Genomic DNA, 24,486 nt, shown 5'->3' on the forward strand with positions numbered 1-24,486 from the left:
TCCGCGCCCTCGCCCCATTTCGCCTTGCCTGGCTCTAGCTCAAAAGATCGTAAACAGGCTCCGAGCCCCGCAAGGCCACACCGCCCGGTAGAATCGCCCGAATCGATTTTCCCGAGGCAGAGCAGCGTGGATCTACAGCAGGGCTTCGTCCTGACCCGGCACTGGCGCGACACGCCGGCCGGCACCGAGGTCGAATTCTGGCTGGCCAGCGACGCCGGCCCGCGCCGGGTGCGCCTGGCACCCCAGCCCTCGGTGGCCTTCATCCCCGAGGTGCAGCGCGAGCGCGCCGAGGCGCAGCTGCGCGGCGAGCGCGACGTGGAGCTGCGCCCGCTGGGCCTGCGCGACTTCCGCCAGCGGCCGATGCTCGGCCTGTACTGCCGCTCGCACCGCCAGCTGATCAAGCTGGACAAGCAGTTGCGCAAGGCCGGCGTGGACGTCTACGAGGCCGATATCCGCCCGCCCGAACGCTTCCTCATGGAGCGCTTCATCACCGCGCCGGTCAGCTTCGGCGGCACGCCGGGCGAGGACGGCACGCTGCTCGACGCGCGCCTGAAACCGGACGACAGCTATCGCCCGACCCTGCGCCTGGCCTCCCTGGACATCGAGACCAGCGAGCGCGGCGAGCTGTACTCCATCGCCATCGAGGGCTGCGGCCAGCGTCAGGTGTATATGCTCGGCGCGCGTCCGGAAGTCGCTCCCGAGGTGGATTTCGACCTGGAGTACTGCAGCAGTCGCGCCGAGCTGTTGCAGCGGCTCAACGGCTGGCTGGCCGAGCACGACCCGGACGCCATCATCGGCTGGAACCTGGTGCAGTTCGACCTGCGCGTGCTGCAGCGCCATGCCGCCGAGCTGCAGGTGCCGCTGCTGTTCGGCCGCGGCGGCGAGCCGATGGAATGGCGCGAGCACGCCAGCCACAACCACTACTTCGCAGCCGCCGCCGGGCGCCTGATCATCGACGGCATCGAGGCGCTGCGCTCGGCCACCTGGAGCTTCCCCTCGTTCAGCCTGGAGAACGTGGCGCAGACCCTGCTCGGCGAGGGCAAGGCGATCGACACGCCGTACCAGCGCATGGACGAGATCAACCGCATGTTCGCCGAGGACCAGCCGGCCCTGGCCCGCTACAACCTCAAGGACTGCGAGCTGGTCACGCGCATCTTCGCCCACACCCGGCTGATCGACTTCCTCCTCGAACGCGCGGCCACTACCGGCCTGCCGGCCGACCGCAGCGGCGGCTCGGTGGCGGCCTTCACCCATCTGTACCTGCCGGCCATGCACCGCATGGGCTTCGTCGCGCCGAATCTGGGCGAGAAGATGCCCCAGGCCAGCCCCGGCGGCTTCGTCATGGATTCGCGCCCGGGGCTCTACGAGTCGGTGCTGGTGCTGGACTACAAGAGCCTGTACCCGTCGATCATCCGCACCTTCCTGATCGACCCGGTGGGCCTGATCGAGGGCCTGCGCGAGCCGGACGACGAGCATTCGGTGGAGGGCTTCCGTGGCGCGCGCTTCTCGCGCACCCGGCACTGCCTGCCGGCCATCGTCGAGCGGGTCTGGCAGGGCCGCGAGGCGGCCAAGCGCGAGGGCAACGCGCCGTTGTCGCAGGCGCTGAAGATCATCATGAACGCCTTCTATGGCGTGCTCGGCTCCAGCGGCTGCCGCTTCTTCGACACGCGTCTGGCCTCGTCCATCACCCTGCGCGGCCACGCCATCATGAAGCGCACCCGCGAGCTGATCGAGGCCGAGGGCTACCGGGTGATCTACGGCGACACCGACTCCACCTTCGTCTGGCTCGGCCACGAGCATGCGGAGGAGGACGCCGCGCGCATCGGCCGCGCGCTGGTGGCGCGGGTCAACCAGTGGTGGCGCGAGCACCTGCGCGAGGAGATGGGCCTGGAGAGCGCCCTGGAGCTGCAGTACGAGAGCCACTACCGGCGCTTCCTGATGCCCACCGTGCGCGGCGCCGAGGAGGGCAGCAAGAAGCGCTACGCCGGCCTGGTGCGCCGCGCCGATGGCAGCGAGGAGATGGTGTTCAAGGGCCTGGAGACGGTGCGCACCGACTGGTCGCCGCTGGCCCAGCGCTTCCAGCAGGAGCTGTATCGCCTGATCTTCGAGCGCAAGCCGCACCAGGACTACATACGCGACTATGTGCGGCGCACCCTGGCCGGCGAGCTGGACGAGCTGCTGATCTACCGCAAGCGCCTGCGCCGCAAGCTCGGCGACTACGAGCGCAACGTGCCGCCGCACGTGCGCGCCGCGCGCCTGGCCGACGAGCACAACGACCGCCTGGGCCGCCCGCGCCAGTACCAGCGCGGCGGCTCGATCAGCTACCTGATCACCGTCGCCGGGCCCGAGCCGCTGGAGACCCGGGCCGCCGCCATCGACTACGAGCACTACCTGACCCGGCAGCTGCAGCCGATCGCCGACGCCATCCTGCCCTTCGTGGGCGACGATTTCACGCGCCTGGTCAATCCGCAGCTGGGGCTGTTCTGAGGCCTGCTGGCCGCGCTGCCGCTCAGCGGGCCGGCGTAGCGGCGTGAGCGAGTCGGCAAACCGGCCTCATCGCGGCGCAAGGATCTTCTCCGCTGGCGGACGGTTCTATACTTTGCGGCCTGCAGTATGGATTCATGGCTATCGGAACGGAGCTGAAGAGACATGAACGGCTGGCAGCGGCTTTGGATGCTGTTTTCGATGGTCTGGACGGGCCTGGTGCTGTTCTACGTGACCAAGACCTGGCGCCTGACCGACCGGGAAGAGTTGCTCAACTGGAATCTGATCGCCGAGGCCCTGCTCGGGCTGGTGGCGCCCATCCTGCTCAGCTACCTGGTGGGCGTGCTGGTGGGTTGGCTCCGGCACAGGCTGAGGAAGACCAGGCCCTCCTGAGCTCCCGTGCCCGTCGCCACGCGGCTTGGCTGGTCAGCGGGTCGACGAAGCAGTTTGCCGCCTCGTCCCTGCGGCGACGCTCAATCCGGCTGAAATGGCGACCGGCCCAGCACCACGCCGGTCTCCTCGGCGTATTCGTGCCAATGCTCGATCAGCGCCGCCAGCTTGGCCGGCTCGTGCTTGGCCAGGTCGTGGATCTCCCCCGGATCCTTGCTCAGGTCGTACAGCTGCCAGCTCTCCGGGCCCAGGGGCGCGGGAATGTACACGGCCTTCCACGAGCCCTTGCGCACCGCGCGCATGCCGAACAGCTCCCAGCCAGTGACGTGATGCTCGTCATGGGGCGCGCCGGTCTCGCCGGACAGCCAGCCGAGCCAGGACTTGCCGCGCAGCGGCGCCACCTCGCGGCCCCGCCAGCGGCTGCCGGGATGGCGCACGCCGGCCAGGTCGAGAATGGTCGGGGTGATGTCCATCACCGTGGCGAAGCTGTGGTCGATCTGGCCCTGCTGGCGCTGCAGTTCGGGGTAGCGCAACAGCGCCGGCACGCGGATCCCACCCTGGGTGGTGAAGGCCTTGAACAGCCTGGACGGCGCGGTGGCCGCTTGGGCCCAGCGCGGGCCGTACCAGACGTAGGAGTTGGCGTTGCCGATGTTGTCCAGGCTGTTGTCGTAGTGCTGGTCGAGGAAGCTCTGCAGGTTCGGCCCGAACTTGGGGAAGGCCTCCAGCAGCGCGCCCTCGGCGCCGTTGTCGGACAGGAAGATGACGAAGGTGTTGTCCAGCTGGCCCTGCCGGCGCAGGTAGTCGACCACCCGGCCGATGTTCCAGTCCATGCGCTCGACCATCGCCGCGTACACCTCCATGGTGCGCGCCGAGATCGCCCGCTGCTGTGGGGTGAGCCGCTCCCATTCCTGGGTCAGCGCCAGCACCGGGTGGGCCTGCACATCCTCGGCCACCAGGCCGAGCTGCTTGAGACGTTGCAGGCGTTCCTGGCGCAGCGCCTCGGGGCCGGCGTCGTAGCGGCCCCGGTACTTGGCCACCACCTCCTGCGGCGCCTGCAGCGGCCAGTGCGGCGCGGAGAAGGGCAGGTAGGCGAAGAACGGCCGCGCCTGGTCGCGCTCCTTGAGGTACTGGATCAGCCTGTCACCGAAGGCGTCGGAAGAGTAGAAGCCCTCCGGCAGCTGCTCGACGAACCGGTCGTCCTCGATATACAGCGCCGGCGTCGATTTCAGTATGCCCGGCGTGCTCTCGTCGTAGGGCGGCTCGAAGCCGTAGTGGTTGGCGGCGCCGGGCAGCAGCGAGAAGGAGCGCTCGAAGCCGCGTGCATGGGGCGCCAGCTCGGGCGTCAGGCCCAGGTGCCACTTGCCGGCCATCAGCGTCTGGTAGCCGGCCTCGCGCAGCAGCTCGGGCAGGGCCACTACGCGCTCGTTGAGATAGCCCTCGTAGCCGGGCTGGCCGATCTGCTCGGGGGCGATGGCCTCGGCCATGCTGCCGATGCCGGCGATATGGTGATCGGTGCCGGTGAGCAGCATCGAGCGGGTCGGCGAGCAGGTCGGCGCCACGTGGAAGTCGGTCAGGCGCAGGCCGTCCAGGGCCAGGGCGTCGAGGTTGGGCGTGGCGATCTCGCCGCCGAAGGCGCCGAGGTCGGAGAAGCCCAGATCGTCGGCGACGATCAGCAGGAAGTTGGGGCGTTTGCTCATGTGAATCTCGGGAAGGTGCGGCCCGCGGGCGAGGCGGGCGGTTGCGGGTAGACAGGCGATCAGTAGGCGAGCGAGGCCAGCGGCAAGTCCTCGACCCGTGGCGGCGGGGCGCGGTAGTCGCCGTCGCCGGTCAGCTCGTAGAGCAGTTCCGCGCGCAGCTGGTGGAAGTCGTAGCCGGCGCGGTCGCGCGGGTGGGGCAGGTCGATCTCGACGATGCGCTTGATCCGCCCCGGACGCGGCGCCAGCACCACCACGCGGTCGGCGAGGAAGATCGCCTCCTCGACGTCGTGGGTGACCAGCAGGCTGGTGATGCCGGCGCGCTTGCGGATGGCCAGCAGCTCTTCCTGCATCTGCTGGCGGGTCAGCGCGTCGAGGGCGCCGAAGGGTTCGTCGAGCAGCAGGATGCGCGGGCTGGCCACCAGGCCGCGGGCGATGGCCACGCGCTGGGCCATGCCGCCGGAGAGCTGGTGCGGGTAGGCGCGCTGGAAGCCGTCGAGGCCGACCAGCTGGACGAACTCCTCGACCCGGCGGAAGCGTTCGGCCTGGGTCAGGTCCTCGTTGACCAGGCCCAGGTTGATGTTCTGCTCCACCGTCAGCCAGGGGAACAGGCGGTGCTCCTGGAACACGATGCCGCGTTCGCTGCCGATGCCTTCGACCGGTCTGCCGGCGATCTCGATGCGGCCGTCGAACTCGCGGTCCAGGCCGACCAGCAGGCGCAGCAGGGTGGACTTGCCGCAGCCGCTGGAACCGAGGATGGCGATGGACTCGCCCTCGCGGATATCCAGGTTGAAGTCGCTCACCGCCTGCAACTCGCCGAAGCGTTTGCCGACGCCGATGAAGCTCACCAGCGGCGGGCTCGGCGGCAGGCCCTGGAAGGTCCGCGAGTCGGGCAGGGTCAGGCTGTTCATGCGCTTCTCCAACGCGTCGCGCGCGCTTCGATCAGTTGTCCGAGGGTATTGAGCAGGGCGCCGGTGATGCCGATCAGCAGCATCCCGGCCATCACCTGATCCATGCGGAACAGTTGCTGGGCGCCGATCATCAGGCTGGCCAGGCCGCCGTCCGAGGGCATGAAGTATTCGGCGCCGATGGTGCCGAGCCAGGCGAAGATCAGCGCCAGGCGCAGGCCGGCGAAGATGGCCGGGGCAGCGCCCGGCAGCACCAGGCGCAGCAGGCGCTGGCGGCGATTCAGGCGCAGGGCGCGGGCGGCCTCGTCCAGCTGCGGCGAGAGGGCGGCGATGCCGCGCTGGCTGGCGATCAGTAGCGGGAAGAAGGTGGCCATGCCGACGAACACCAGCTTGGCCGCCTCGCCCAGGCCGAACCAGGCGGTGAGCAGCGGCACCCAGGCGAAGATCGCCACCTGGCGCAGCGCCGCCAGCGACGGGCCGAGCACCCGCTCCGCCGGGCGCCACAGGCCGAGCAGCACGCCCAGGGCCAGGCCCAGGCCGCCACCCAGCAGCAGGCCGCAGAGCGCGCGGCGCAGGCTGAGCAGCAGGCCGTCGACCAGGCTGCGGTCGGCCAGGCCCAGCCAGGTGGCCTGGACCACCTGCGCCGGGCTGGCGAGGATATTGGCGTCGACCCAGCCCGCGCTGCAGGTCAGCTGCCACAGGCCGAGCAGCGCCAGCGGCAGGTACCAGGGTTGCAGGCGCTGCCAGCCACGCCCGGCCGCTGCGCGGCGGAACTCGGCGGTGGGTGGGTGCGGCCAGTGCAGCAGGCGCCGGTCGAACCACTGGATGGCGCGGTCCAGCACCACGCCGAACAGGCCGATGACCAGGATGCAGACGAACACGATATCCAGCATGAACAGCTGGCGGCCCCACACCATCAGGTAGCCGAGGCCCTCGCTGGACGCCAGCAGCTCCACCGCCAGCAGCGACGCCCAGCCGGTGGCCAGGGCCAGGCGCAGGCCGGCCATGAACGAGGGCAGGGCGGCGGGGATGGTCAGCCGCCACAGGCGCAGGTGCAGCGGCAGGCGCAGCACCTCGGCGGCCTCGCGCAGGCGCGGCTGGGCATCGCGCACGCCGACCAGGGTGTGGATGGTGACGGGCACGATGATGGCCTTGATCAGCACCACCAGCTTGAGTGCCTCGCCGATGCCGAACAGCAGCATGAACAGCGGAATCCAGGCCAGGGTCGGGATTTGCGCCAGCGCTGCGAAAGTGGGGAACACCAGGCGCTCGGCGCGGGCGCTGCTGCCGAGCAGGGCGCCCAGGGCGACGCCGGCGGCCACCCCGCCGAGCAGGCCCCAGGCCAGGCGCTGCAGGCTGATCGCCAGGTGCTGCCAGAGTTCGCCCTGGCCCAGTTCCAGCAGGGTCTGCCAGACCAGGTCGGGCGCCGGCAGTACCTGCTCGCCCATCCAGCCCCAGTGGCTGGCCACCTGCCAGAGCAGCAACAAGATGATGGGCAGCAACCAGGGCAGCAGACGCTCGCCCTGCAGGCGGGGCGCCAACCACAACGGGCGCGGCAGATCGCGCACGGCGCCGTGGCTCATGCTCCTGCGCTCCCGCTGACGGCGATATAAGCGCTGGTTAGTAAAGGCATATAAAAGCTCATATCAATTCGATTGAGAGATAAGAGCGGTCATTTAAAGAACCCCGGCAGGGCTCGGCCAATGCCTTTGCCGAATATTTTTTATGCCTGCGCGGCATCTGCCGGCGAGGCCGCATGCGTGCTGATTTAGAGCTTTAAGTTACTAATAGATAATTTTTAAATATTTATTCTGCATAAATGGTGCGTGCCTTAGTTTCGCCAGGGAGCACGGATCGAGTGCTCTGCCCAGACCAGGAGCATCACCATGAAGAGTCTTTTCAACGGCTTCGCCGCGCTGTTCGCCACTCCGGCGCTGATCGGCCTGCTGGCCTACCTGCCGCCCGCGCAGGCGGCGGACAAGCTGGAGGAAATCCGCATCGCCGTGCCCGATGTCAGCGCCGGTCCCCAGCACAGCGGCGGTGGCGTGGTCGACGTGTTGCGCAGCCGGCAGATCCTCGAGAAGGAGTTCGCCGCTGACGGCATCAAGATCCGCTGGAGCTTCTTCAAGGGCGCTGGCCCGGTGATCAACGAGGCCCTGGCCAACGACCAGGTGGACTTCGCCTACCTCGGCGACCTGGCCGCCATCATCGGCAAGGCCAACGGTCTGGACACCCGCCTGCTCAGCGCCACCGCGCGTGACATCAAGCACTACCTGGGCGTGGTGCCGGGCTCCGGCATCAAGAGCCTGGAAGACCTCAAGGGCAAGCGCGTGGCGATCTTCCGTGGCACCGCCTCGCAGCTGTCGTTCGATGCCGCCCTGGCCAGCAAGGGGCTGTCCGAGCGCGATCTGCAGGTGATCAACCTGGACTTCAACGCGGCCACCGCGGCGCTGGCGGCCAAGCAGATCGACGCTACCTGGAGCCTGTCCAACCTGATCGCCCTGAAGGCGCGCGGCGTGGCCGAGCTGCCGCTGTCCACCGACGACCTCGGCGGCGTCGGCAGCATCCAGGGCGTGCTGGTGGCCGACGGCCGCTTCGTCGACCAGCATCCGCAGGTCACCGCGCGCCTGATCAAGGCGCAGCAGCAGGCGGTGAGCTGGCTGCGCGACGAGCAGAACAAGCAGGCCTATATCGACCTGGTCTCGGGCCTGGCCAACTACCCGACGCTGATCCTGCAGAACGACCTGCACAACAGCAGCTTCAGCAGGATCTTCGACCCGCAGCTGGACGCCGGCTTCCTCGCCCGCCTGCAGCAGAGCGTCGACCTGGCCGCCGAGCAGCGCCTGGTGCGCAAGGGCTTCGTGGTCAAGGACTGGGCCGAGCCGAAGTTCCTCGATGCGGCGCTGGCCGGGCAGAAGGAATCGGTGGCGGTGGCTCAGTAACGCGCCTGCTGCATCTCGCGCAGGCGACTGAGTGTGCGGCGGAACGGGAATTCCAGGTAGCCGCGGGTGTACAGCGCCTCCGGTGGTACCGCCGCCTCGATGAACAGCGGGCGGCGGCGGTCGTAGCATTCGTCGACCAGGGCGATGAAGCGCCGCACCGCATCGTCGTGCGGGGCCAGGCTGGGCAGCTCGCGATCACCGGCGACCACCCGCTCGGCGGCGTCCTCGGTGCCGCGGGCGATGCGCGCCGCGCGTTGCTCGCCGGACAGGCACGGCACGCCACCCAGCAGCAGCGCCGGGAAGCGGTCGCACAGCGCGATGAAGTCCTCGCTGGCCCAGGCGCCCACGCACAGGGTGGCGAAATCCAGCCACACCGCGGCGGGTGCCTGGGCGATCACCGGCAGCTGGCGCGAGCCGATCTGCAGCGGCGCGTGCGTCACCGGGCCGGCGCCGGCCAGACGGGCGAACGCTTCGGGCAGCGCCGTGGGCGCGTTGACCCAGTAGCGCTGGGTGGTCTGCCCCGGATGAAGGCGATGGTCGCGGCCGCCGTCCACTTCCAGCACATCCAGCTGCGCCTGCAGCGCGGCGATGGCCGGCAGCAGGCGTTCGCGGTTGAAGCCGTTGGCGTACAGCTGGTCCGGCGGCTGGTTGGAGGTGGCGACCAGCACCAGGCCCTCGTCGAGCAGGGCGCGCAGCAGGCCGCCGACCAGCATGGCATCGCCGATGTCGCTGATGAACAGCTCGTCGAAGCACAGCACGCGAACCTCGCCGGCCAGCTCGCGGGCCAGCGCGCGCAACGGGTTGGCGGTGCCGCTGAGCTGGAACTGGCGCTGGTGCACCCAGCGCATGAAGTGATGAAAGTGCTGGCGCCGGGACGGCACCGTCAGGCTCTCGTGGAAGCGGTCGAGCAGCCAGGTCTTGCCGCGCCCGACCGGCCCCCACAGGTACACGCCACGACAGCTACGCCCTGCCGCGAGGGCGGCATGACAGGCTTCGAGTTGCTCGGCGGCGCGCAGCTGGGCGGCATCGGGATGCAGGTCGCCGCTGGCCAGGGCCTGGCGGTAGGCGGCGAGTGGCGAGGGTGGCGGTGTGGGCATGGCCGCACTGTAGCGGCCGGCGGCCGGGTTGCCCACCGCTGCGCTATTCCTCCAGGCGCCCTGTGCCCTCGCGGTCGCGTGCGTAGTGCCTGGCGAGGGGGAACGGCGGCAGCCAGGCTTCGCGGCGGATGATCCAGCTCTCGTAGGTGGGTTGCAGCTGGTCGGGGGCGTCCAGCGTGCCCAGGTTCACTTCGATCTCGTCGGCGCTGCGGGCGAACACCGAGGAGCCGCAGCGCGGGCAGAAGTGGCGGCCGGCGTAGGCGTGCGTCTCGCCGCTGACGGTCACCGCCTCCTGGGGAAATATCGCCGAGGCGTGGAATAGCGCGCCGTGGTGCTTGCGGCAGTCCAGGCAGTGGCACAGGCCGACCCGGTAGGGGCGCCCCGTGGCCTCCAGCCGCACGTCGCCGCACAGGCAGCCGCCGCTGAATCGTTGCATGGCGCATCTCCTCCGCTAACTGGTCTGGGTGACCTTAGCAGCTGAGTAGCGGCAAGCGATGCGGCGGATAGGCGGCGCGCCTGCTCAGGCGGCCGCCGTCTCCGCCCGTTGCCCGTCCAGGTCGGTGAGCAGCTCGATCATCGCCTTGGCCGCCGGGGACAGACGGAACCCGGTGCGGGTGACGATGCCGCAGCGGGCGCTGAGGCTGTCGAGGTTGCTCGGCAGGTTGCGCAGGTGCAGCTGCACCAACTCGCCGCGCCGGACCCGATCGCTGACCGCCTCGACGGTGGCGATACCGATGGCGTCGCTGCGCTGCACCAGCTCCTCCAGCAGGGAGAAGTGCTCGCACTCCAGGTGTACGGCGAAGTCGGTCTTGCCGCTGAGGTTGGCCAGCACCTTGCGCGCGCCCATGGGAATGCGCGTGGCGGCCAGCGGGTAGTCGAACAGGTCGTTGGTCGACAGGCTCTCCTTGGCCAGCAGCGGATGGCCGGGGCGGCAGAAGAACAGCCCGGGACGCGGGCGCAGGGCCTGGGTCTGCACGCTGGGGTCGGCCTCGAAATGACGTATGTCGGCGATGAAGAATTCGATCTCGTCGCGGCCCAGGCTGCGGCTGAGGTTCTCCCAGTTGTTCACCTCGAACTGCGCGCGAATGCGTGGGTAGCGCTGCATGAATTCCAGCAGGGCGTCCGGTACCAGGCGCGCGGCCAGCGCCGGGCCGCAGCCGAAGCGCAGCTCGCCGGCGTCGAGCTTGGTCATCTGGTTGATCTCGTGGCTCAGGTTGCTGGCGCCGCGCACCAGGGCCAGGGCGTGCTGCAGCACCACCTGGCCTTCCGGCGTGGGGCGCAGGTCCTTGCTGCCGCGATCCACCAGCACGCAGCCCAGCTCGTGCTCCAGGCCCTGGATGCTGCGGCTGAAGGCCGGCTGGGTGATGCCCATGGCGTCGGCCGCGCGGACGAAACTGCGGTGCTCGTGGAGGGCGAGAAAGTAGCGGAGTTGGCGCAGATCCATGATGCGTTCCCGGCATTGAAAATATAGGGAGAAGGCATTTGTGTGCCCCTGGGTGCTGGTTTTAAATGCAGGCTCTTATTCCGTCAATCTAAGTAAATTAATAAATCTAGATCTAAATGGAATATTGATATGGCCATGCAACCCAGGGGGAGAACCATGCAGATGCCAATGTCGCGGTGCCGCTGTCGCTGACCGCCGCTGAGCCGCCTTAAGGCTCGCCCACCCATTCACCATCCTTTCAGCCATCGCCCCATGCAGGCGATGCGGCCCGCTGCTGCCCGAATCCGGCGGCGGGCAGATCAGCCAAGGAAACATTGATGAGCCATCACCGAACGTCGCCAACCATCGCCAAGCCCCTGTCGCTGCAACGCCTGGCCGCCCCCGAATACGCCCTGACCCTGCTGCTGGCCCTGGCCGCGCCGGGCCATGTGCTGGCCGAGGAAGCCGCCGCCACGCCGAGCGCCGAGGAAGAGGTGGCGCTGGGCAAGGTCACCGTCACCGCCCGCCGCCGCGAGGAGAACGTGCAGGACGTGCCGACCCCGATCACCACCCTCAGCGGCGCCACCCTGGAGCAGCAGAAGGTCTACAAGGTGCAGGACCTGCAGCAGGTGCTGCCGAGCGTGAACGTCGCCTATATCCATGCGCGCCAGTCCAGCGTGGCGGTGCGCGGCATCGGCAACAACCCGGCCAGCGACGGCCTGGAAGGCAGCGCCGGGATCTACCTGGACAACATCTACCTGGGTCGCCCGGGCATGGCCGTGTTCGACCTGCTCGACGTCGAGCAGCTGGAGCTGCTGCGCGGCCCGCAGGGCACCCTGTTCGGCAAGAACACCACGGCCGGGGTGATCAACATCAGCACCCGCAAGCCGACCTTCACCCCCGAGCGCAGCGTCGAGGTCACCGGCGGCGAGCGCGGCCTGTTCCAGGGCAAGGGCACCATCTCCGGGCCGCTGACCGAGACCCTGGCCGGGCGCCTGTCGGCCTACCGCACCCGTGACGACGGCTACATCGACAATCAGCACGACGACCGCACCTTCGTCGGCGGCGAGCGCGAGGGCGCCCGTGGCCAGTTGCTGTTCGAGCCGAACGACGACTTCAGCCTGCGCTGGATCAGCGACTACAACCAGGAGAACTCCAGCAACGGTGTGTGGGCCCTGTACGGCGTGACCGACCGCTTCCGCCAGCGCGCCGCGCTGATCGGCGCCAACCCGCAGTACGATGTGAAGAAACGCGAGGTGAACATCGACGGCGTGCAGTCGGTGAACGTCTACCAGGGCGGCTCCTCGCTGGAGGCCAACTGGAACCTCGACGGCGGCTACACCTTCACCTCGATCAGCGGCTACCGCTACTGGCACTTCATCCCGCGCAACGATGCCGACCTCACTGACGTCGATGCCTTCACCCACAGCGGCGTGGAAGTGCACGACCGGCAGTTCTCCCAGGAATTCCGCCTGGCCTCGCCCACCGGGGGCAGCTTCGACTACGTGCTCGGCGCCTACCTGTTCAACCAGAACCTGGGCAACAAGACGGTGCAGGACTTCGGCCCCTACGCCGACCTGTTCCTCACCGGTGCCAACAACGGCATCTTCAACAACGTACGCACCCAGACCAACGGCAAGATCGAGACCGACAGCTTCGCCTTGTTCGCCCAGGGCAACTGGCACCTCACCGACCGCCTCGACTTCACCGCCGGCGTGCGTGGCACCTACGAGGAGAAGACCGCGCGCCTGCACCGCTTTGCTCCCGAAGGCGGCGCAGATCTGTCCGGCATCCCACCGCTCAATGCCGCGCGCCAACGTCAGATGGGTGCCCTGGATACCGGCGACTTCGGTCTGCACAACGCTTCGCCGTCCGGCCTGCTCAGCCTCAGCTACCGCTTCGCCGATGACCTGCTCGGCTACGCCAGCCTGTCCCACGGCGAGAAGTCAGGCGGGGTCAACCTGACCGCTCCGGTGTTTGGCAACGGTGCCGACTCGCTGGTGGTCGGTCCGGAGCGCGCCAACGATGCCGAGCTGGGCTTCAAGAGCACCCTGGCCGACGGCCGCCTGCTGTTTAACACCAACATCTTCTGGACCGGTATCCACGGCTACCAGGCCACCACGTTGACCACCAACGCCAGCTCGCCGACCCCGGTGTCGGTGCTGGCCAACGCCGGCAGCGTGCGCTCGCGTGGCGTGGAGTTCGAGGCCACCTACCTGCCGATCCGCGGCCTGACCCTGAACTTCAACGGCTCCTACAACGACGTCACCTACCTGAGCTTCAAGGACGCGCCGTGCCCGGGTGAGGTCAGCACGGTCAACCCGACCGCCAAGTGCGACCTGACCGGCGAGCGCGTGGTCGGCGCCTCGAAATGGATCGGCAACGTCAACGGCGAGTACGCCTGGCAGCTCGACGGCGGCCTGCGTCCCTACGTCAACGCCGGCTACTCCTACCGCTCCGAGGCCGAAGGCACGCTGGACAACTCCGATCTCTCGAAGATCGACGGCTACGGCCTGCTCAACCTGGCAGCCGGCGTGCGCGCCGACCTCGGCGACGGCGAGCTGGACACCTCGCTGTGGGTGCGCAACGCCACCGACGAGGACTACTACCTGACCGCCTTCGCAATGACCAACGGCGCCTACACCGCCTCCGTGGGCCAGCCGCGCACTGCCGGCGTGACCCTGCGTTACGACTTCTGATCGGCTGCCGCACAGCCAAACCTCAAGGAGAGACACCATGAGCAATGCCGCAATCGCCGTACAACCTGCAGTCCAACTCGATATCCACCCGGTCGCCGGGCGCATCGGCGCCGAGGTCCGCGGCATCAGCCTGTCCGCCGAGCTGGACGCCGCCACCGTCGAGGCTATCCAGGCCGCGCTGGTCGAGCACAAGGTGCTGTTCTTCCGCGCCCAGCACCAGCTCGACGACCAGGCCCAGGAGGCCTTCGCCAAGCTGCTCGGCGAGCCCATCGCCCACCCCACCGTGCCGGTACGCGAAGGCACCCACTACCTGCTCGAACTGGACGGCGCCCAGGGCCAGCGCGCCAACTCCTGGCACACCGACGTGACCTTCGTCGACGCCTATCCCAAGGCCTCGATCCTGCGCTCGGTGGTGGCGGCCAAGTCAGGTGGCGACACCGTCTGGGCCAACACCGAGGCAGCCTACCAGGACCTCTCGCCGGAGCTGCGCGAGCTGGCCGACAAGCTCTGGGCCGTGCACAGCAACGAGTACGACTACGCCGGCGTGCGCCCCAACGTCGAGCTGGCCAAGCTGGAGGAGTACCGCAAGGTGTTCGCCTCCACCGTCTACGAGACCGAACACCCGCTGGTGCGCGTGCACCCGGTGAGCGGCAAGCGCAGCCTGCTGCTCGGCCACTTCGTCAAACGCATCAAGGGCCTGTCGCGAGATGACTCGCAGCGCCTGTTCGACATCTTCCAGGGCCATGTCACCCGTCTGGAAAACACCGTGCGCTGGCGCTGGCAGGAAGGAGACGTGGCGATCTGGGACAACCGCGCCACCCAGCACTACGCGGTGGACGACTACGGCCAGCAGGATCGCATCGTGCGCCGCGTGACCCTGGCCGGAGACGTGCCGGTGAGCGTCGACGGTCGCCGCAGCCAGACCATCCGCAAGGGCTGAAGGGGAGAACCGCATGAGCAACAACGTCAGCGCATTGCGCCAGGAGCAGGCCGGCGACGGCCTGCGCATCGTCCCCCTGAACGCCCCGCTGGGCGCCGAGGTACATGGCCTGGATGGCCGCCGGGACCTGACCGCCGAGCAGATCCTCGCCCTCAAGCAAGCCCATCGCGAATACCAGATCCTGATCTTCAAGAATCAGCAGCTGGACGATGCGCAGTTCCTGCGCTTCACCTCCTGGTTCGGCTCGGTGTTCCAGCCGCACCCGGACTTCGCCGTGCTGTCCTCCGGCAATGACGGCAAGGCGCCGGATATCGTCAAGGTGGCCAACACCGGTGACGGCGAGCTGGGCAACTTCGCCCTGCCGGCGCACACCGACCATCAATGGACGCCGACGCCCTCGGCCGGCTCGCTGCTGTATGCCCTGGAAGTGCCGGAGGAGGGCGGCGAGACCAGCTGGACCAACCTGACCCTGGCCTACCGCGCCCTGGACGAGGACACCCGGCGCGAGATCGACGACCTCAAGCTGATCAACTACAACCCCTTCGTGCGCATCAAGAACGGCGGCTACGGTGGCGGCTTCGTCACCTACCGCACGCCGGACATCGAGCCGATCCAGGGCACCGAGCATCCGCTGGTGCGCACCCATCCGGAGACCGGCAAGCGCCTGCTCTACCTCAGCGTGCACACCGAGGTGGAGATTCCCGGCTACGACCCGCAGCAGGGCGCGGCGCTGATCGCCCGCCTGCGCGAGCACCTGCAGAACCCGCGCTACTCCTACACGCACAAGTGGGAGGTGGGCGACATCGTGTACTGGGACAACCAGGCCACCCTGCACGCGCGCAACGCCTTCCCGGCCACCCAGCGCCGGCGCATGAAGCGCATCAGCCTGGCCGGCAGCCGACCGTTCTGAAGGCGCATCGGCCGGGCATCGGACGACCCGCCCCGTGCGGGTTGTCCGTTTCTGCGCCAGCAAGCACGAATGCTGTCGACGGAGATGCAGGCCAGAACCGAGGGCATGAGCCTGCCCCTGGTTCTGCTGCGCAACTCAGTCCCTATCCAGGAACGACTGCAGGGGGGCAGGGGCATACAGCGCGCTCTGGAACTCCGGCACGTACTCGTACTTGACCAGGTCGCCCAGCTCCAGTGACTCGATATAGGTCGAGAGGCTGCCGTCGTTCAGGGTGAGCTTGACCGAGTCCTCGCTGGTGCTGGAGGCATGGCGCAGCTGGCGAGAAATCGCATAGCCGTAGTTCAGCTCACCGCTGTGGCCGATATTGGTGAAGCTGTTGGTGACCAGGTCAGCCTCGGTGGACAGATCGCTCAGCTTCTCGGTCTCCAGGGTGACGTCGACTTTCCCGGTCTGGCTGTCGAGAATCTCGAAGACCACCGACTTGTCGGTTTCCCTGCGGTTGATGCCGGTCAGCCACTTGGGCAGGTTGTAGCCGACCACGCCCCTGACCCTGGCCAGCTCGGTGTTGACCGGCAGCTTGAGCACATAGCCCCAGAAGTCGTTGGACATCGACTGACCCACCAGTGAGATGGGGCCGAGGTTGGAGCTTCCGGGCTTGCTGGTGACGATGGACAGCGCGATCTCGTTGTAGCTGTCGTTGTCGCAGTATTCGTAGGCGTAGGCGGTCAAGGCGACCAGGCCTCTGCCGGGCCACACCTGGAGCGGTTGGACCTGCTCCAGCACCGTGGCGGGCATCAGTGCCTTCAGCCGCTCCAGGTCGGCCGTGAAGACCGCGGTGACTCGGTTGTTCTGGTAATAGAAGTTCGGCGAGTAGGACTCGAAGCCCATGTCGACCCTGGTTTTCTTCAGCCCCTTGAACCAGCTCAGGTCGATGCCCGGCGCTTCCGCTGCGATAACGGAGAGCGGCGGATTGGACCGGTAGCGGTCGTACAGCCCACCGGCCACCACCGGAATATCCTGGCCGGCAATCCGAGTGGTGGCAGTAACTGGCTGGCCGGCCTGCGGCAAGCCGGTGGCCCATGAGGAAAGAGCCATGGCGCTCAGCAGCACACCCGCCATTGCCGCAACGTTGCTGAATCTCATCTGTGTTCGTCTCCGCGTCGTGAGGCGGTTCCTGCCCATGGAACCCCCGTATACAGCCGCCCAAGTCATGCGCTTGAGAGCCGGGCGCGGAAACCCTAACGTTCAACTTAACTTTATGGTCAAGTGCGTCGGCCGATGCAGAAGCCGCATCGATCGGATGAATCCACAGTGATAAACAGTGTTCATGTGGGGCGGGGACGTCGCCGTGTCGCCTACCGGGTCAGCCTTGCCGCCAGTGCCTGTGCTGCGCGAGGAGCCGGCTCCGAGGGCCTGTCGCTCACTTCAGTTCGAAGCGCTCGCGCGTCGCGCGCAAACGCGGCAGCGGCAGGCTGACCAGGATCACCATCGCCAGCAGGCCCACGCCCAGCAGCGGCAGGTTGGCCAGGCCGAGGTTGACGCTCAGCCACAGGCCGCCGAAGTAGGCGCCACTGGCGTTGCCCAGGTTGAACGCGGCGTGGCTGAGTGTCGCGGCCAGGCTGGCGGATTCACCGGCCTGTTCCACCAGCAGCAGCTGCAGCGGCGAGGAGATGGCGAAGCTGGCCACGCCCCAGGCGAACAACAGGGTCAGCACCACCGGCGTCACCTCCATGAACAGGTACAGGCCGAGCAGGCACAGGGTGCTGGCGGCAAAGGCCAGCGGCAGGGCGAAGCGCATGCCTTTGTCGGCCAGGCGGCCGCCGAGCAGGTTACCCAGGGTCAGGCCGATGCCGAACAGCAGCAGCGCGCCGTTGCTGAGCGAGGCGCTGAAGCCGCCGACATTGCGCAGCAGCGGGCTGATGTAGGTGAACACGCCGAACAGCGCCACCGACGACAGGCAGCAGACCAGCAGCGCATGCAGCACCGGGCGGCGCAGGATGCCGCTCCAGGCACCGGCTTCGCCGCGTGGCGGCACCGGTGTGCGCGGCAGCCACAGGGCCTGGGCCAGCAGGGCGAGCAGGCCGAAGCCGGCGACGGCGAAGAAGGTCATGCGCCAGCTGGTGGCCTGGCCGAGCCAGGCGCCGAGCGGCACGCCGAGCACGTTGGCGATGGTCAGGCCGCTGAGCACCAGGGCCATGGCCGAGGCGCGCCGGTGCAGCGGGGCCAGTTCGGCGGCCAGCAGGGTGGCGCAGCCGAAGAAGCCGGCGTGGCTGATGGCGGTGAGCATGCGTATGGCCAGCAGCCAGGCGTAGTCCGGGGCGAGGGCGCAGCCGAGGTTGCCGAGCGAGTAGGCACCCATCAGCCACAGCAGCGCCTGCTTGCGCGGCAGGCGGCCGAGCAGCGGGCCGAGCAATGGCGCGCCGATCACCACGCCCATGGCATAGGCGCTGACCAGCAGGCCGGCGTCGGCCAGGCTCACCCCCAGGTCGCCGGCCACTTCGGGCAGCAGGCCCATGATGATGAATTCGCTGCTGCCGACGACGAAGCCACCGAGAGCGAGGGCCAGCAGGGGCAGGGAGAGCAGGGTACCGAGGTGCATGAATGATCCGGAAAGCGACGCCTCCGCACGTAGGCGCGGAGTCCTCGTGCGGGAGCAGGGTGTGGGCGGGAAGGCGGCAATTATGCCTTATCAGCCTCTGGATTGGTCGTGCTCAGGCGCTCTCTCTGACGATCAACTGGCACTGCAGCAGGTTCAGGCGCTGCAGTTCGCCTTCGGTCTCGACTGCGCCGAGGCTCTGCAGCACCTGCAGGGCGGCGCGATCACTGATCGACCCGCTCACTACCCGACCTGTTCGCGGCCAACCATCTGTGCCCGGGCTGCCGTGGATCCATGCGGGATCAGGCAAGGCGCGGTCGAGGAGTGAAACAGCTGAGCCCGAAACGATAGCCACTCTGCTACGGACCTTCAGACGTTTCGCAGCTGATGCCCTGTGGGCATATTTTCTATGCCTGCCGAGCATTCGTAATTTTTAATCCTTAAAAATCAATAGCTTGAGATATTTATATTCCATTAAGAAATTACAAGTTAATAAAAAGATACTTTCTGAAATAAGCGCGTCATTCAATTATCCAACCCACGTCAGCCGGCCAGTTCTTGCTAGTCCGGCATGCCACCAAACGCCATCCAGAGCTGGCCCGTGATCCAGGAGCACACTGCCAAATGGGCAACGTCCTAAAAGCCGACAACCTGAAGGAAGTGCTGTGGCGCAACCCCGGCGAGGTCCTCGATCTCGGCGTGCAGTTGCGCCAGGCCCTCGACCTGCAGCGCCATGTGCCGCGTCGCGAGCGTCCCGTGCTGAGCCGCCGCGAGGCCGTGCTGCTCGGTCTGTTCGCCCTGACCCTGCACGGCGCCGTGTTGTACTGGCTGAGCCAGCGCAGCGAGCCGGTGCTGCCGGAAGTGCCGGTGGTCATCCCGCCGATGACCATCGAATTCGCCGCCCCGCCGCCTCCACCTGAGCCGGTGATCGAGCCGCCGCCACCGCCGGTGGTGGAGGAGCTGGCGGTCAAGCCGCCGCCCAAGCCCGAGCCACCCAAGCCGCAGCCGCCAAAACCCAAACCGAAACCCAAGCCGCTGCCGAAACCGCTCGAGCCGCCACCGCAGCCGCCCAAGGCCGAGATCCCGCCCGCGCCGCAACCGCCCAAGCCGGCTCCGGCACCGGTGGAAACGCCACCTTCGGCCAACGCCGCGTACCTGAAGAACCCGGCGCCGGAATACCCGAGCCTGGCCCAGCGCCGTGGCTGGGAAGGCACGGTGCTGCTGCGGGTACACGTGCAGGCCAACGGCAAGCCGAGCGAGATCCAGGTGCAGAAGAGCAGCGGCCGCGAGTCCCTCGACGAGGCCGCCATCCGCGCGGTCAAGCGCTGGAGCTTCGTACCGGCCAAGCGCGGCGACCAGACCATCGCCGGTTGGGTGACCGTGCCACTGGACTTCCGTTTGAACTAACTGACCGACCGATGCGGCGCCCGCTGGCGCCGCCGAACAAGACTGCAATACGCCCTGCGAGGAACGCGACATGAACCTGCTTACCGACTCTCCCTTCCAATCGGTCGAACACAGCGTCATCTGGCTGCTGATCGGCTTCTCCGTCGTCACCTGGGGCCTGGCCCTGATCAAGGGCATCCAGTTCGCCCGCCAGCGCTACCAGGATCGCCGCTTCCACAAGCAGTTCTGGAGCGCCACCAGCCTGGACTCCGCCGCCGAGCAGGGCCAGCAGCAGAACGGTGCGGTGGCCCGCCTGGCCCAGGCCGGTTTCGCTGCCATCCAGGTGCAGGACGGCCAGGCCCATGATCTGGCCCAGTCGATCAACCACCAGGATCGCCTGGAGCGCTCGCTGCGCCAGCAGATCCAGCGTGAGCGCCGCTCGCTGGAGTCCGGCCTGGCGGTCCTCGCCTCGATCGGCTCGACCTCGCCCTTCATCGGTCTATTCGGCACCGTGTGGGGCATCATGGAAGCGCTCAAGGGCATCAGCGCGGCGGGCAATGCCAGCCTGGAAACCGTGGCCGGGCCGATCGGCGCGGCGCTGGTCGCCACCGGCGTGGGCATCGCCGTCGCCGTGCCGGCGGTGCTGGTCTACAACTACTTCCTTCGTCGCCTCAAGCTGACCGCCGCCGACCTCGACGACTTCGCCCACGACTTCTACAGCCTGGCGCAGAAGAGCGCGTTCAAGGTCATCAGCCATCCCGGCGCGCGCAAGCCGCAGCAGCCGCAGAATGTGAAGGAGGCTGTCTGACATGGCCTTCTCCACCCAGGACAGCGACGAAGTCCTCTCCGAGATCAACGTCACCCCGTTGGTGGACGTGATGCTGGTGCTGCTGGTGGTGTTCATCGTCACCGCGCCGCTGCTGACCAACTCCATCCCGATCAACCTGCCGAAGACCGAGGCCGTGGCCCCGGCGGACCAGAAGGACCCGCTGGTGGTGAGCATCGACGGCGACGGCAAGCTGTTCATCAACAAGGACGAGATCCAGCCGGAGCTGCTGGAGAGCAGCCTGGCCGATGCCAAAACCAAGGATGCCGAGGTCAAGGTGCAGCTGCAGGCCGACGACCAGGTCGACTACGGCGTGGTGGCCAAGGCCATGGCCAGCATCGAGCGCGCCGGCATCACCAAGCTGGCCGTGATCACCGCTCGCTGAATCGTTTCGCGGGGCCGTTCTTACCAGGCAGGGGAACGGCCCCTTTTTTATTTGCCACAGGAGGCGCCCATGCCCACGCTGTACATCTCCCCGGGGGCCTGTTCGCTGGCCTCGCATATCGTCGTTCATGAGCTGGCGCTGCCGATCCAGGTCGAGCAGGTTGCCCTGCGTACGCCGGATTCGCCGATCCACGCGATCAACCCGCTGGGGCGGGTGCCCGCCCTGCAGCTGGACGATGGCACCTTGCTGACCGAGAACAGCGCGCTCCTGCCGTACCTGGCCGACCAGGTGCCCGACACGCCGCTGTTCGCCCCGGTCGGCAGCGCCGAGCGCGCTCAGATCCAGGGTTGGCTCGGCTACCTGGCGGCGGAAGTCCATACCGCCTCGTTCCGCCCGCTCAATCGCCCCGAGCGCTACTCGGCGGACGAGGCGGTGCATCCCGGCATTCGCGCCCAGGCCCTGCAGCAGCTGTACAAGGCCTTCGAACACATCGACAGGCACCTGCAGGGTCGCCAGTGGCTGGTGGGCGAGCGCTACACCCTGGCCGACGCCTACCTCGGCCTGTTCGCCAACTGGCTGCTGCGGCTCGGCGCGCCCTTCGACCAGCTGACCCATGTGGCGCGTCTGCGCGAACAGTGGGCGGCGCGTCCGGCGGTGCAGCAGGCGCTGCGCACCGAGGGATTGCTCAAGGACTAAGCGGAGCGGGGCGATTGCGCTGATTATCCCTTTAGAGAATATAAAAATAATTAAACAGTATTTTTAAGGAATAAGAAAAATCCCTACTGTCACTCCACCCAGCCTACCCGCTGGGACCAAAGCCAACCTGCCGGCGGCTGAAGATCCAGCCGCGGCGCCTGAATCGAGATCATGGACATGAAGAAGACCTTGCTGTTGACCGCTCTGGCGGCTGCCCTCTCTGCCACTCTGGCGCACGCCGGAGAGAAGCTCACCGTTGCCGCAACCCCCGTACCTCACGCGGAAGTCCTCGAGCTGATCAAGCCGCAGCTGGCCAAGGAAGGCGTCGACCTCGACGTCAAAGTCTTCACCGATTACGTGCAACCCAACCTGCAGGTGAGCCAGAAGCAACTGGACGCCAACTACTTCCAGACCAAGCCCTACCTGGACACCTTCAACCACGACCGTGGCACCGACCTGGTAATCGTCAAGGGCGTGCACGTGGAGCCCTTCGGCGGCTACTCGCTGAAGTACAAGTCGCTGGCCGACCTGCCCAAGGGCGCGACCATCGCCATCCCCAACGAGGGCAGCAACGGCGGCCGTGCCCTGCTCCTGCTGCAGAAGGCCGGTCTGCTCAAGCTCAAGGACCCGAGCAACGCCCTGGCCTCGCCGAAAGACATCGCCGAGAACCCGCATCAGTTCAAGTTCAAGGAGCTCGAGGCAGCCATCCTGCCGCGCGTGCTGGACCAGGTCGACCTGGCCCTGATCAACACCAACTACGCCCTGGAAGCCAAGCTCAACCCGGGCAAGGACGCGCTGGTCATCGAAGGCAGCGACTCGCCCTACGTGAACTACCTGGTATCCCGTCCGGACAACCAGAGCAGCGACGCCATCAAGAAACTCTCCGCAGCCCTGACCAGCCCGGAAGTGAAGGCCTTCATCGAGAAGCGCTATTCGGGGGCCGTAGTTCCCGCGTTCTAAGCGCGGTCCTTTCTTTTGTGTCGCTGCTGCCCGCCGTAAACCACGGTGGTGAAGGCTGAACTGCCTTCTCCTTTTGACGCCGACCCGCGCAAGCTGGTCGGCGTTGTTTTTTCTGGAGTATGAAGGCAAGCGAGGAGGCTTCGCTCAGTTTGCGTAGCGTTGGTGAACAGGCGCGAATCTTCAGGTCGCCAGTCACTTCATACAGAAGGGTGGGCACATCCTGGGGGCGCAAAAAGGCGTTTAAGCGGCTCACCGAGTGGGAATGCTGGCCGGTGATCCGCGACCGCTACGCGGCTAAGGATATGACCACCATCGACCCCTACCACCACATCCGCGATTTACTGGAAGAGAGACATATCCACTGGGGAAGAGCAGTATGAGACTGTTAGTACCCATAGCGGAGCCAGTATGGACGACCACAAGTGTCCAGAATGCAGTCTGGTGTTACCGAAAGATGTTTATGAGTGTCCGCATTGCGCCAAGGTCGGTCGTATCTACCTGGGGCTATTTGCGTTTAGCACGGTACTGTTTTTCGTCATCTGTCTGGGCTTGCTTTACATCTTCTGAGCGAAGCATCGCGTATGGCCATTGAGCAATTAGCTGATGGCCGCTGGAAGGTCGATATAGAGCCGATCAAGGGCAAGCGTTGCCGCGAGATTCTCAAGACCAAGGCTGAAGCTCAGCGATTTGAGGCTAGCTGCCGCCCCAAGGTCGTAGACAATCCGAGCTGGACGCCAAAGCCGACCGACACACGCCGACTGACCGAGCTGATCGCCGCTTGGTTCCACCTGCATGGGCACTCTCTCAGGGATGGGGGGAACGCCGCCGCTCCAAGCTGGATATGCTCGCGAAGCGCCTTCGCAATCCGCAGGCCGCCAAGCTCGATCCGCAGACCTTAGCTCATGATCGCCACGTCAGGTTAGGGAAGGGCACGTCGCCTAAAACGCTCAATAACGAGTTGGGGTATCTGCGCTCGGTATACAACGCGCGTCCTAGGCGTTATCGCTACGCCAATCCGCTGGCCCTGGTGAAGCCGTTGAAGATCTAGGAACGGGAATTGTCTTGGCTGACGACCGATCAGATTGCCGTGCTACTGGAGGCCATTCGCAGTGGCTGTGATAACCAGCATGTGGAGATCATCACCTTGATCTGTCTGGCCACCGGAGCTCGTTGGTCAGAGGCGAAAAGCTAAAGCGGACCGGTCTTAACGTGGTGATTACTTTCAGCGGGCCAAGAGCGGTAAGGTTCGGTCTGTACCAATTTCGACTGAACTGGAAGCCAAAATCGTTCGGCACTGGAAACAGCATGGTCAGCCGAACTCGGCCATTACCTCGTTTCGCAGAGCCCTCGCCAGGACGACTATTGAGCTTCCTAAAGGCCAGGCTGCCCATTCTCTCCGGCGTACCTTCGCCAGCCACTTCATCCAGAACGGCGGCAACATCCTTACGCTGAGAAAATCCTGGGCCATTCGAGCTTGGCCATGACCATGCGCTATGCGCATCTTGCCCCGGATCACCTTCAGGACGCGCTTAGACTGGGGCCTCTGGCCGCGCTCTCTTGGTGAATCTCGTGCTTAAAAAGGATGCCGTCATATAGCGGGCCTTGAGCATCAAGGATGAGCGCGGATCGTCTTAGGACGGCGCGGCGGTCGTTCATGTAGAGACCAAATGACTTTGATCTGAAATGGCCCAACGCCATCCGGCATGCCCGCTCCGCTTCTTCACAAGGAATTTCGCTATCTGTCGGTGGGTAGTAAACCGCTTGGGTGGTGTCGTTATAGACGACGTTGACGAGCAGAACCTTGTCGGCATGGCACATAACGTCCAGAAATAACTTACCTTCCAGTAGCACGAGAGGAACCTCGTACCGCTCGCGGCGCAGTGAGTTCATGGCCTTAACTTGCTAAGCGAGAGCTGCCCTTAGCGTGACGGCTCTGTGGGTGTAACCACGTTCCTTAGTCAGGTTCCTCAGCGGGAGGGCGGCTATGCTACTGCAGGCTGAGCGTCTAGAAACCGGGGCGGGGAGTGTGGGGCATATATTTCCTGGCTTTCCTCTCAACTTTTACGCCAAGAATTGGTCTAGGTCTAGCTTCAACGTCAGATTTCTAACGCTTCGCTTTAAGTCTGTACTTTCGACACTTTTTCGACACC

General features: G+C 66.6%; 21 protein-coding genes and 1 pseudogene. 12 read left to right on the top strand and 10 right to left on the bottom strand.

Annotation, left to right across the window (positions count from 1 at the left end; genetic code table 11):
• Positions 1-126: 126 nt before the first annotated feature.
• Together OH686_RS16440 and OH686_RS16445 are read left to right on the top strand one after the other, a co-directional pair.
• Entirely contained in the window at positions 127-2,487 is a 2,361-nt protein-coding gene (locus OH686_RS16440) for a DNA polymerase II (RefSeq protein ID WP_289534015.1), read from the top strand.
• Between the two features lie 162 nt (positions 2,488-2,649).
• Complete coding sequence (locus OH686_RS16445) at positions 2,650-2,877, top strand: hypothetical protein (protein WP_289534016.1); 228 nt, start codon at positions 2,650-2,652, stop codon at positions 2,875-2,877.
• 80 nt (positions 2,878-2,957) lie between these two features.
• Here OH686_RS16445 and OH686_RS16450 read toward each other — a convergent pair whose 3' ends face one another.
• From OH686_RS16450 to OH686_RS16460, 3 genes are read right to left on the bottom strand one after another with little or no spacing between them, the layout of a single operon-like run.
• Positions 2,958-4,571, bottom strand: coding sequence for an arylsulfatase (locus OH686_RS16450; protein WP_289534017.1), 1,614 nt, complete (start codon positions 4,569-4,571; stop codon positions 2,958-2,960).
• A gap of 59 nt (positions 4,572-4,630) precedes the next feature.
• Positions 4,631-5,479 carry an ABC transporter ATP-binding protein gene (locus OH686_RS16455; RefSeq protein ID WP_289534018.1) on the bottom strand — a complete coding sequence of 283 codons (849 nt, stop codon included), beginning with the start codon at positions 5,477-5,479 and terminating at the stop codon, positions 4,631-4,633.
• On the bottom strand, positions 5,476-7,059 hold the full coding sequence (locus OH686_RS16460; RefSeq protein WP_289534019.1) for an ABC transporter permease: 1,584 nt from the start codon (positions 7,057-7,059) through the stop codon (positions 5,476-5,478). The genes OH686_RS16455 and OH686_RS16460 overlap by 4 nt, the downstream gene beginning before the upstream one ends.
• Before the next feature lie 303 nt (positions 7,060-7,362).
• Here OH686_RS16460 and OH686_RS16465 point away from each other — a divergent pair, with 303 nt between their 5' ends.
• Positions 7,363-8,418: an ABC transporter substrate-binding protein gene (locus tag OH686_RS16465; RefSeq protein ID WP_137970988.1), complete on the top strand. Its 1,056-nt coding sequence runs from the start codon at positions 7,363-7,365 to the stop codon at positions 8,416-8,418.
• Here the strand turns inward: OH686_RS16465 and zapE are convergent.
• The 3 genes from zapE to OH686_RS16480 all read right to left on the bottom strand — a co-directional run bounded on the left by zapE (position 8,412) and on the right by OH686_RS16480 (position 10,959).
• The gene (zapE, locus tag OH686_RS16470; RefSeq protein ID WP_289534020.1) at positions 8,412-9,515 is read right to left on the bottom strand and encodes a cell division protein ZapE; all 1,104 of its coding nucleotides are present in this window, start codon (positions 9,513-9,515) and stop codon (positions 8,412-8,414) included. The two genes, OH686_RS16465 and zapE, sit on opposite strands and share 7 nt — an antisense overlap.
• 43 nt (positions 9,516-9,558) lie before the next feature.
• Positions 9,559-9,951 (bottom strand): GFA family protein, encoded by a 393-nt coding sequence (locus tag OH686_RS16475; protein ID WP_289534021.1) that lies wholly within the window; start codon positions 9,949-9,951, stop codon positions 9,559-9,561.
• 84 nt (positions 9,952-10,035) lie between these two features.
• Positions 10,036-10,959, bottom strand: coding sequence for a LysR family transcriptional regulator (locus tag OH686_RS16480; RefSeq protein WP_289534022.1), 924 nt, complete (start codon positions 10,957-10,959; stop codon positions 10,036-10,038).
• A gap of 317 nt (positions 10,960-11,276) precedes the next feature.
• Between OH686_RS16480 and OH686_RS16485 the strand changes: the two genes are divergently transcribed.
• From OH686_RS16485 to OH686_RS16495, 3 genes are read left to right on the top strand one after another with little or no spacing between them, the layout of a single operon-like run.
• A complete protein-coding gene (locus OH686_RS16485; RefSeq protein WP_289534023.1) occupies positions 11,277-13,637 on the top strand; it encodes a TonB-dependent receptor in 2,361 nt (786 codons plus the stop codon).
• Positions 13,638-13,674: 37 nt separating this feature from the next.
• The gene (locus tag OH686_RS16490) at positions 13,675-14,577 is read left to right on the top strand and encodes a TauD/TfdA dioxygenase family protein (protein ID WP_289534024.1); all 903 of its coding nucleotides are present in this window, start codon (positions 13,675-13,677) and stop codon (positions 14,575-14,577) included.
• Positions 14,578-14,590: 13 nt separating this feature from the next.
• Positions 14,591-15,487, top strand: coding sequence for a TauD/TfdA dioxygenase family protein (locus tag OH686_RS16495; protein ID WP_289534025.1), 897 nt, complete (start codon positions 14,591-14,593; stop codon positions 15,485-15,487).
• Positions 15,488-15,622: 135 nt separating this feature from the next.
• On the opposite strand, the gene OH686_RS16500 is transcribed toward OH686_RS16495, so the two are convergent.
• The 3 genes from OH686_RS16500 to OH686_RS16510 all read right to left on the bottom strand — a co-directional run bounded on the left by OH686_RS16500 (position 15,623) and on the right by OH686_RS16510 (position 18,327).
• On the bottom strand, positions 15,623-16,630 hold the full coding sequence (locus OH686_RS16500) for an acetoacetate decarboxylase (ADC) (protein WP_289534026.1): 1,008 nt from the start codon (positions 16,628-16,630) through the stop codon (positions 15,623-15,625).
• A gap of 277 nt (positions 16,631-16,907) precedes the next feature.
• Complete coding sequence (locus OH686_RS16505; protein WP_289534027.1) at positions 16,908-18,086, bottom strand: MFS transporter; 1,179 nt, start codon at positions 18,084-18,086, stop codon at positions 16,908-16,910.
• A 112-nt stretch (positions 18,087-18,198) separates the two neighbouring features.
• Positions 18,199-18,327 (bottom strand): hypothetical protein, encoded by a 129-nt coding sequence (locus tag OH686_RS16510; protein WP_502942747.1) that lies wholly within the window; start codon positions 18,325-18,327, stop codon positions 18,199-18,201.
• Between the two features lie 380 nt (positions 18,328-18,707).
• On the opposite strand from OH686_RS16510, the gene OH686_RS16515 reads away from it, so the two are divergent.
• From OH686_RS16515 to OH686_RS16540, 6 genes and pseudogenes are all read left to right on the top strand, one after another.
• Entirely contained in the window at positions 18,708-19,490 is a 783-nt protein-coding gene (locus tag OH686_RS16515) for an energy transducer TonB (RefSeq protein WP_289534028.1), read from the top strand.
• A gap of 70 nt (positions 19,491-19,560) precedes the next feature.
• Positions 19,561-20,277: a MotA/TolQ/ExbB proton channel family protein gene (locus OH686_RS16520; RefSeq protein WP_289534029.1), complete on the top strand. Its 717-nt coding sequence runs from the start codon at positions 19,561-19,563 to the stop codon at positions 20,275-20,277.
• 1 nt (position 20,278) lies between these two features.
• The gene (locus OH686_RS16525) at positions 20,279-20,680 is read left to right on the top strand and encodes an ExbD/TolR family protein (RefSeq protein WP_137971003.1); all 402 of its coding nucleotides are present in this window, start codon (positions 20,279-20,281) and stop codon (positions 20,678-20,680) included.
• 69 nt (positions 20,681-20,749) lie between these two features.
• Positions 20,750-21,376, top strand: a complete 627-nt coding sequence (locus tag OH686_RS16530) for a glutathione binding-like protein (protein ID WP_289534030.1) — start codon at positions 20,750-20,752, stop codon at positions 21,374-21,376.
• Between the two features lie 177 nt (positions 21,377-21,553).
• Positions 21,554-22,336 (top strand): MetQ/NlpA family ABC transporter substrate-binding protein, encoded by a 783-nt coding sequence (locus OH686_RS16535; protein WP_289534031.1) that lies wholly within the window; start codon positions 21,554-21,556, stop codon positions 22,334-22,336.
• Between the two features lie 581 nt (positions 22,337-22,917).
• Positions 22,918-23,900, top strand: a pseudogene (locus OH686_RS16540) (phage integrase).
• Here OH686_RS16540 and OH686_RS16545 read toward each other — a convergent pair.
• Positions 23,855-24,226, bottom strand: a complete 372-nt coding sequence (locus OH686_RS16545) for a hypothetical protein (protein ID WP_289534032.1) — start codon at positions 24,224-24,226, stop codon at positions 23,855-23,857. The pseudogene OH686_RS16540 and the gene OH686_RS16545 overlap by 46 nt on opposite strands.
• Positions 24,227-24,486: the final 260 nt, after the last annotated feature.

Source organism: Pseudomonas sp. SO81 (genome assembly GCF_030374125.1).
Lineage (GTDB): Bacteria > Pseudomonadota > Gammaproteobacteria > Pseudomonadales > Pseudomonadaceae > Aquipseudomonas.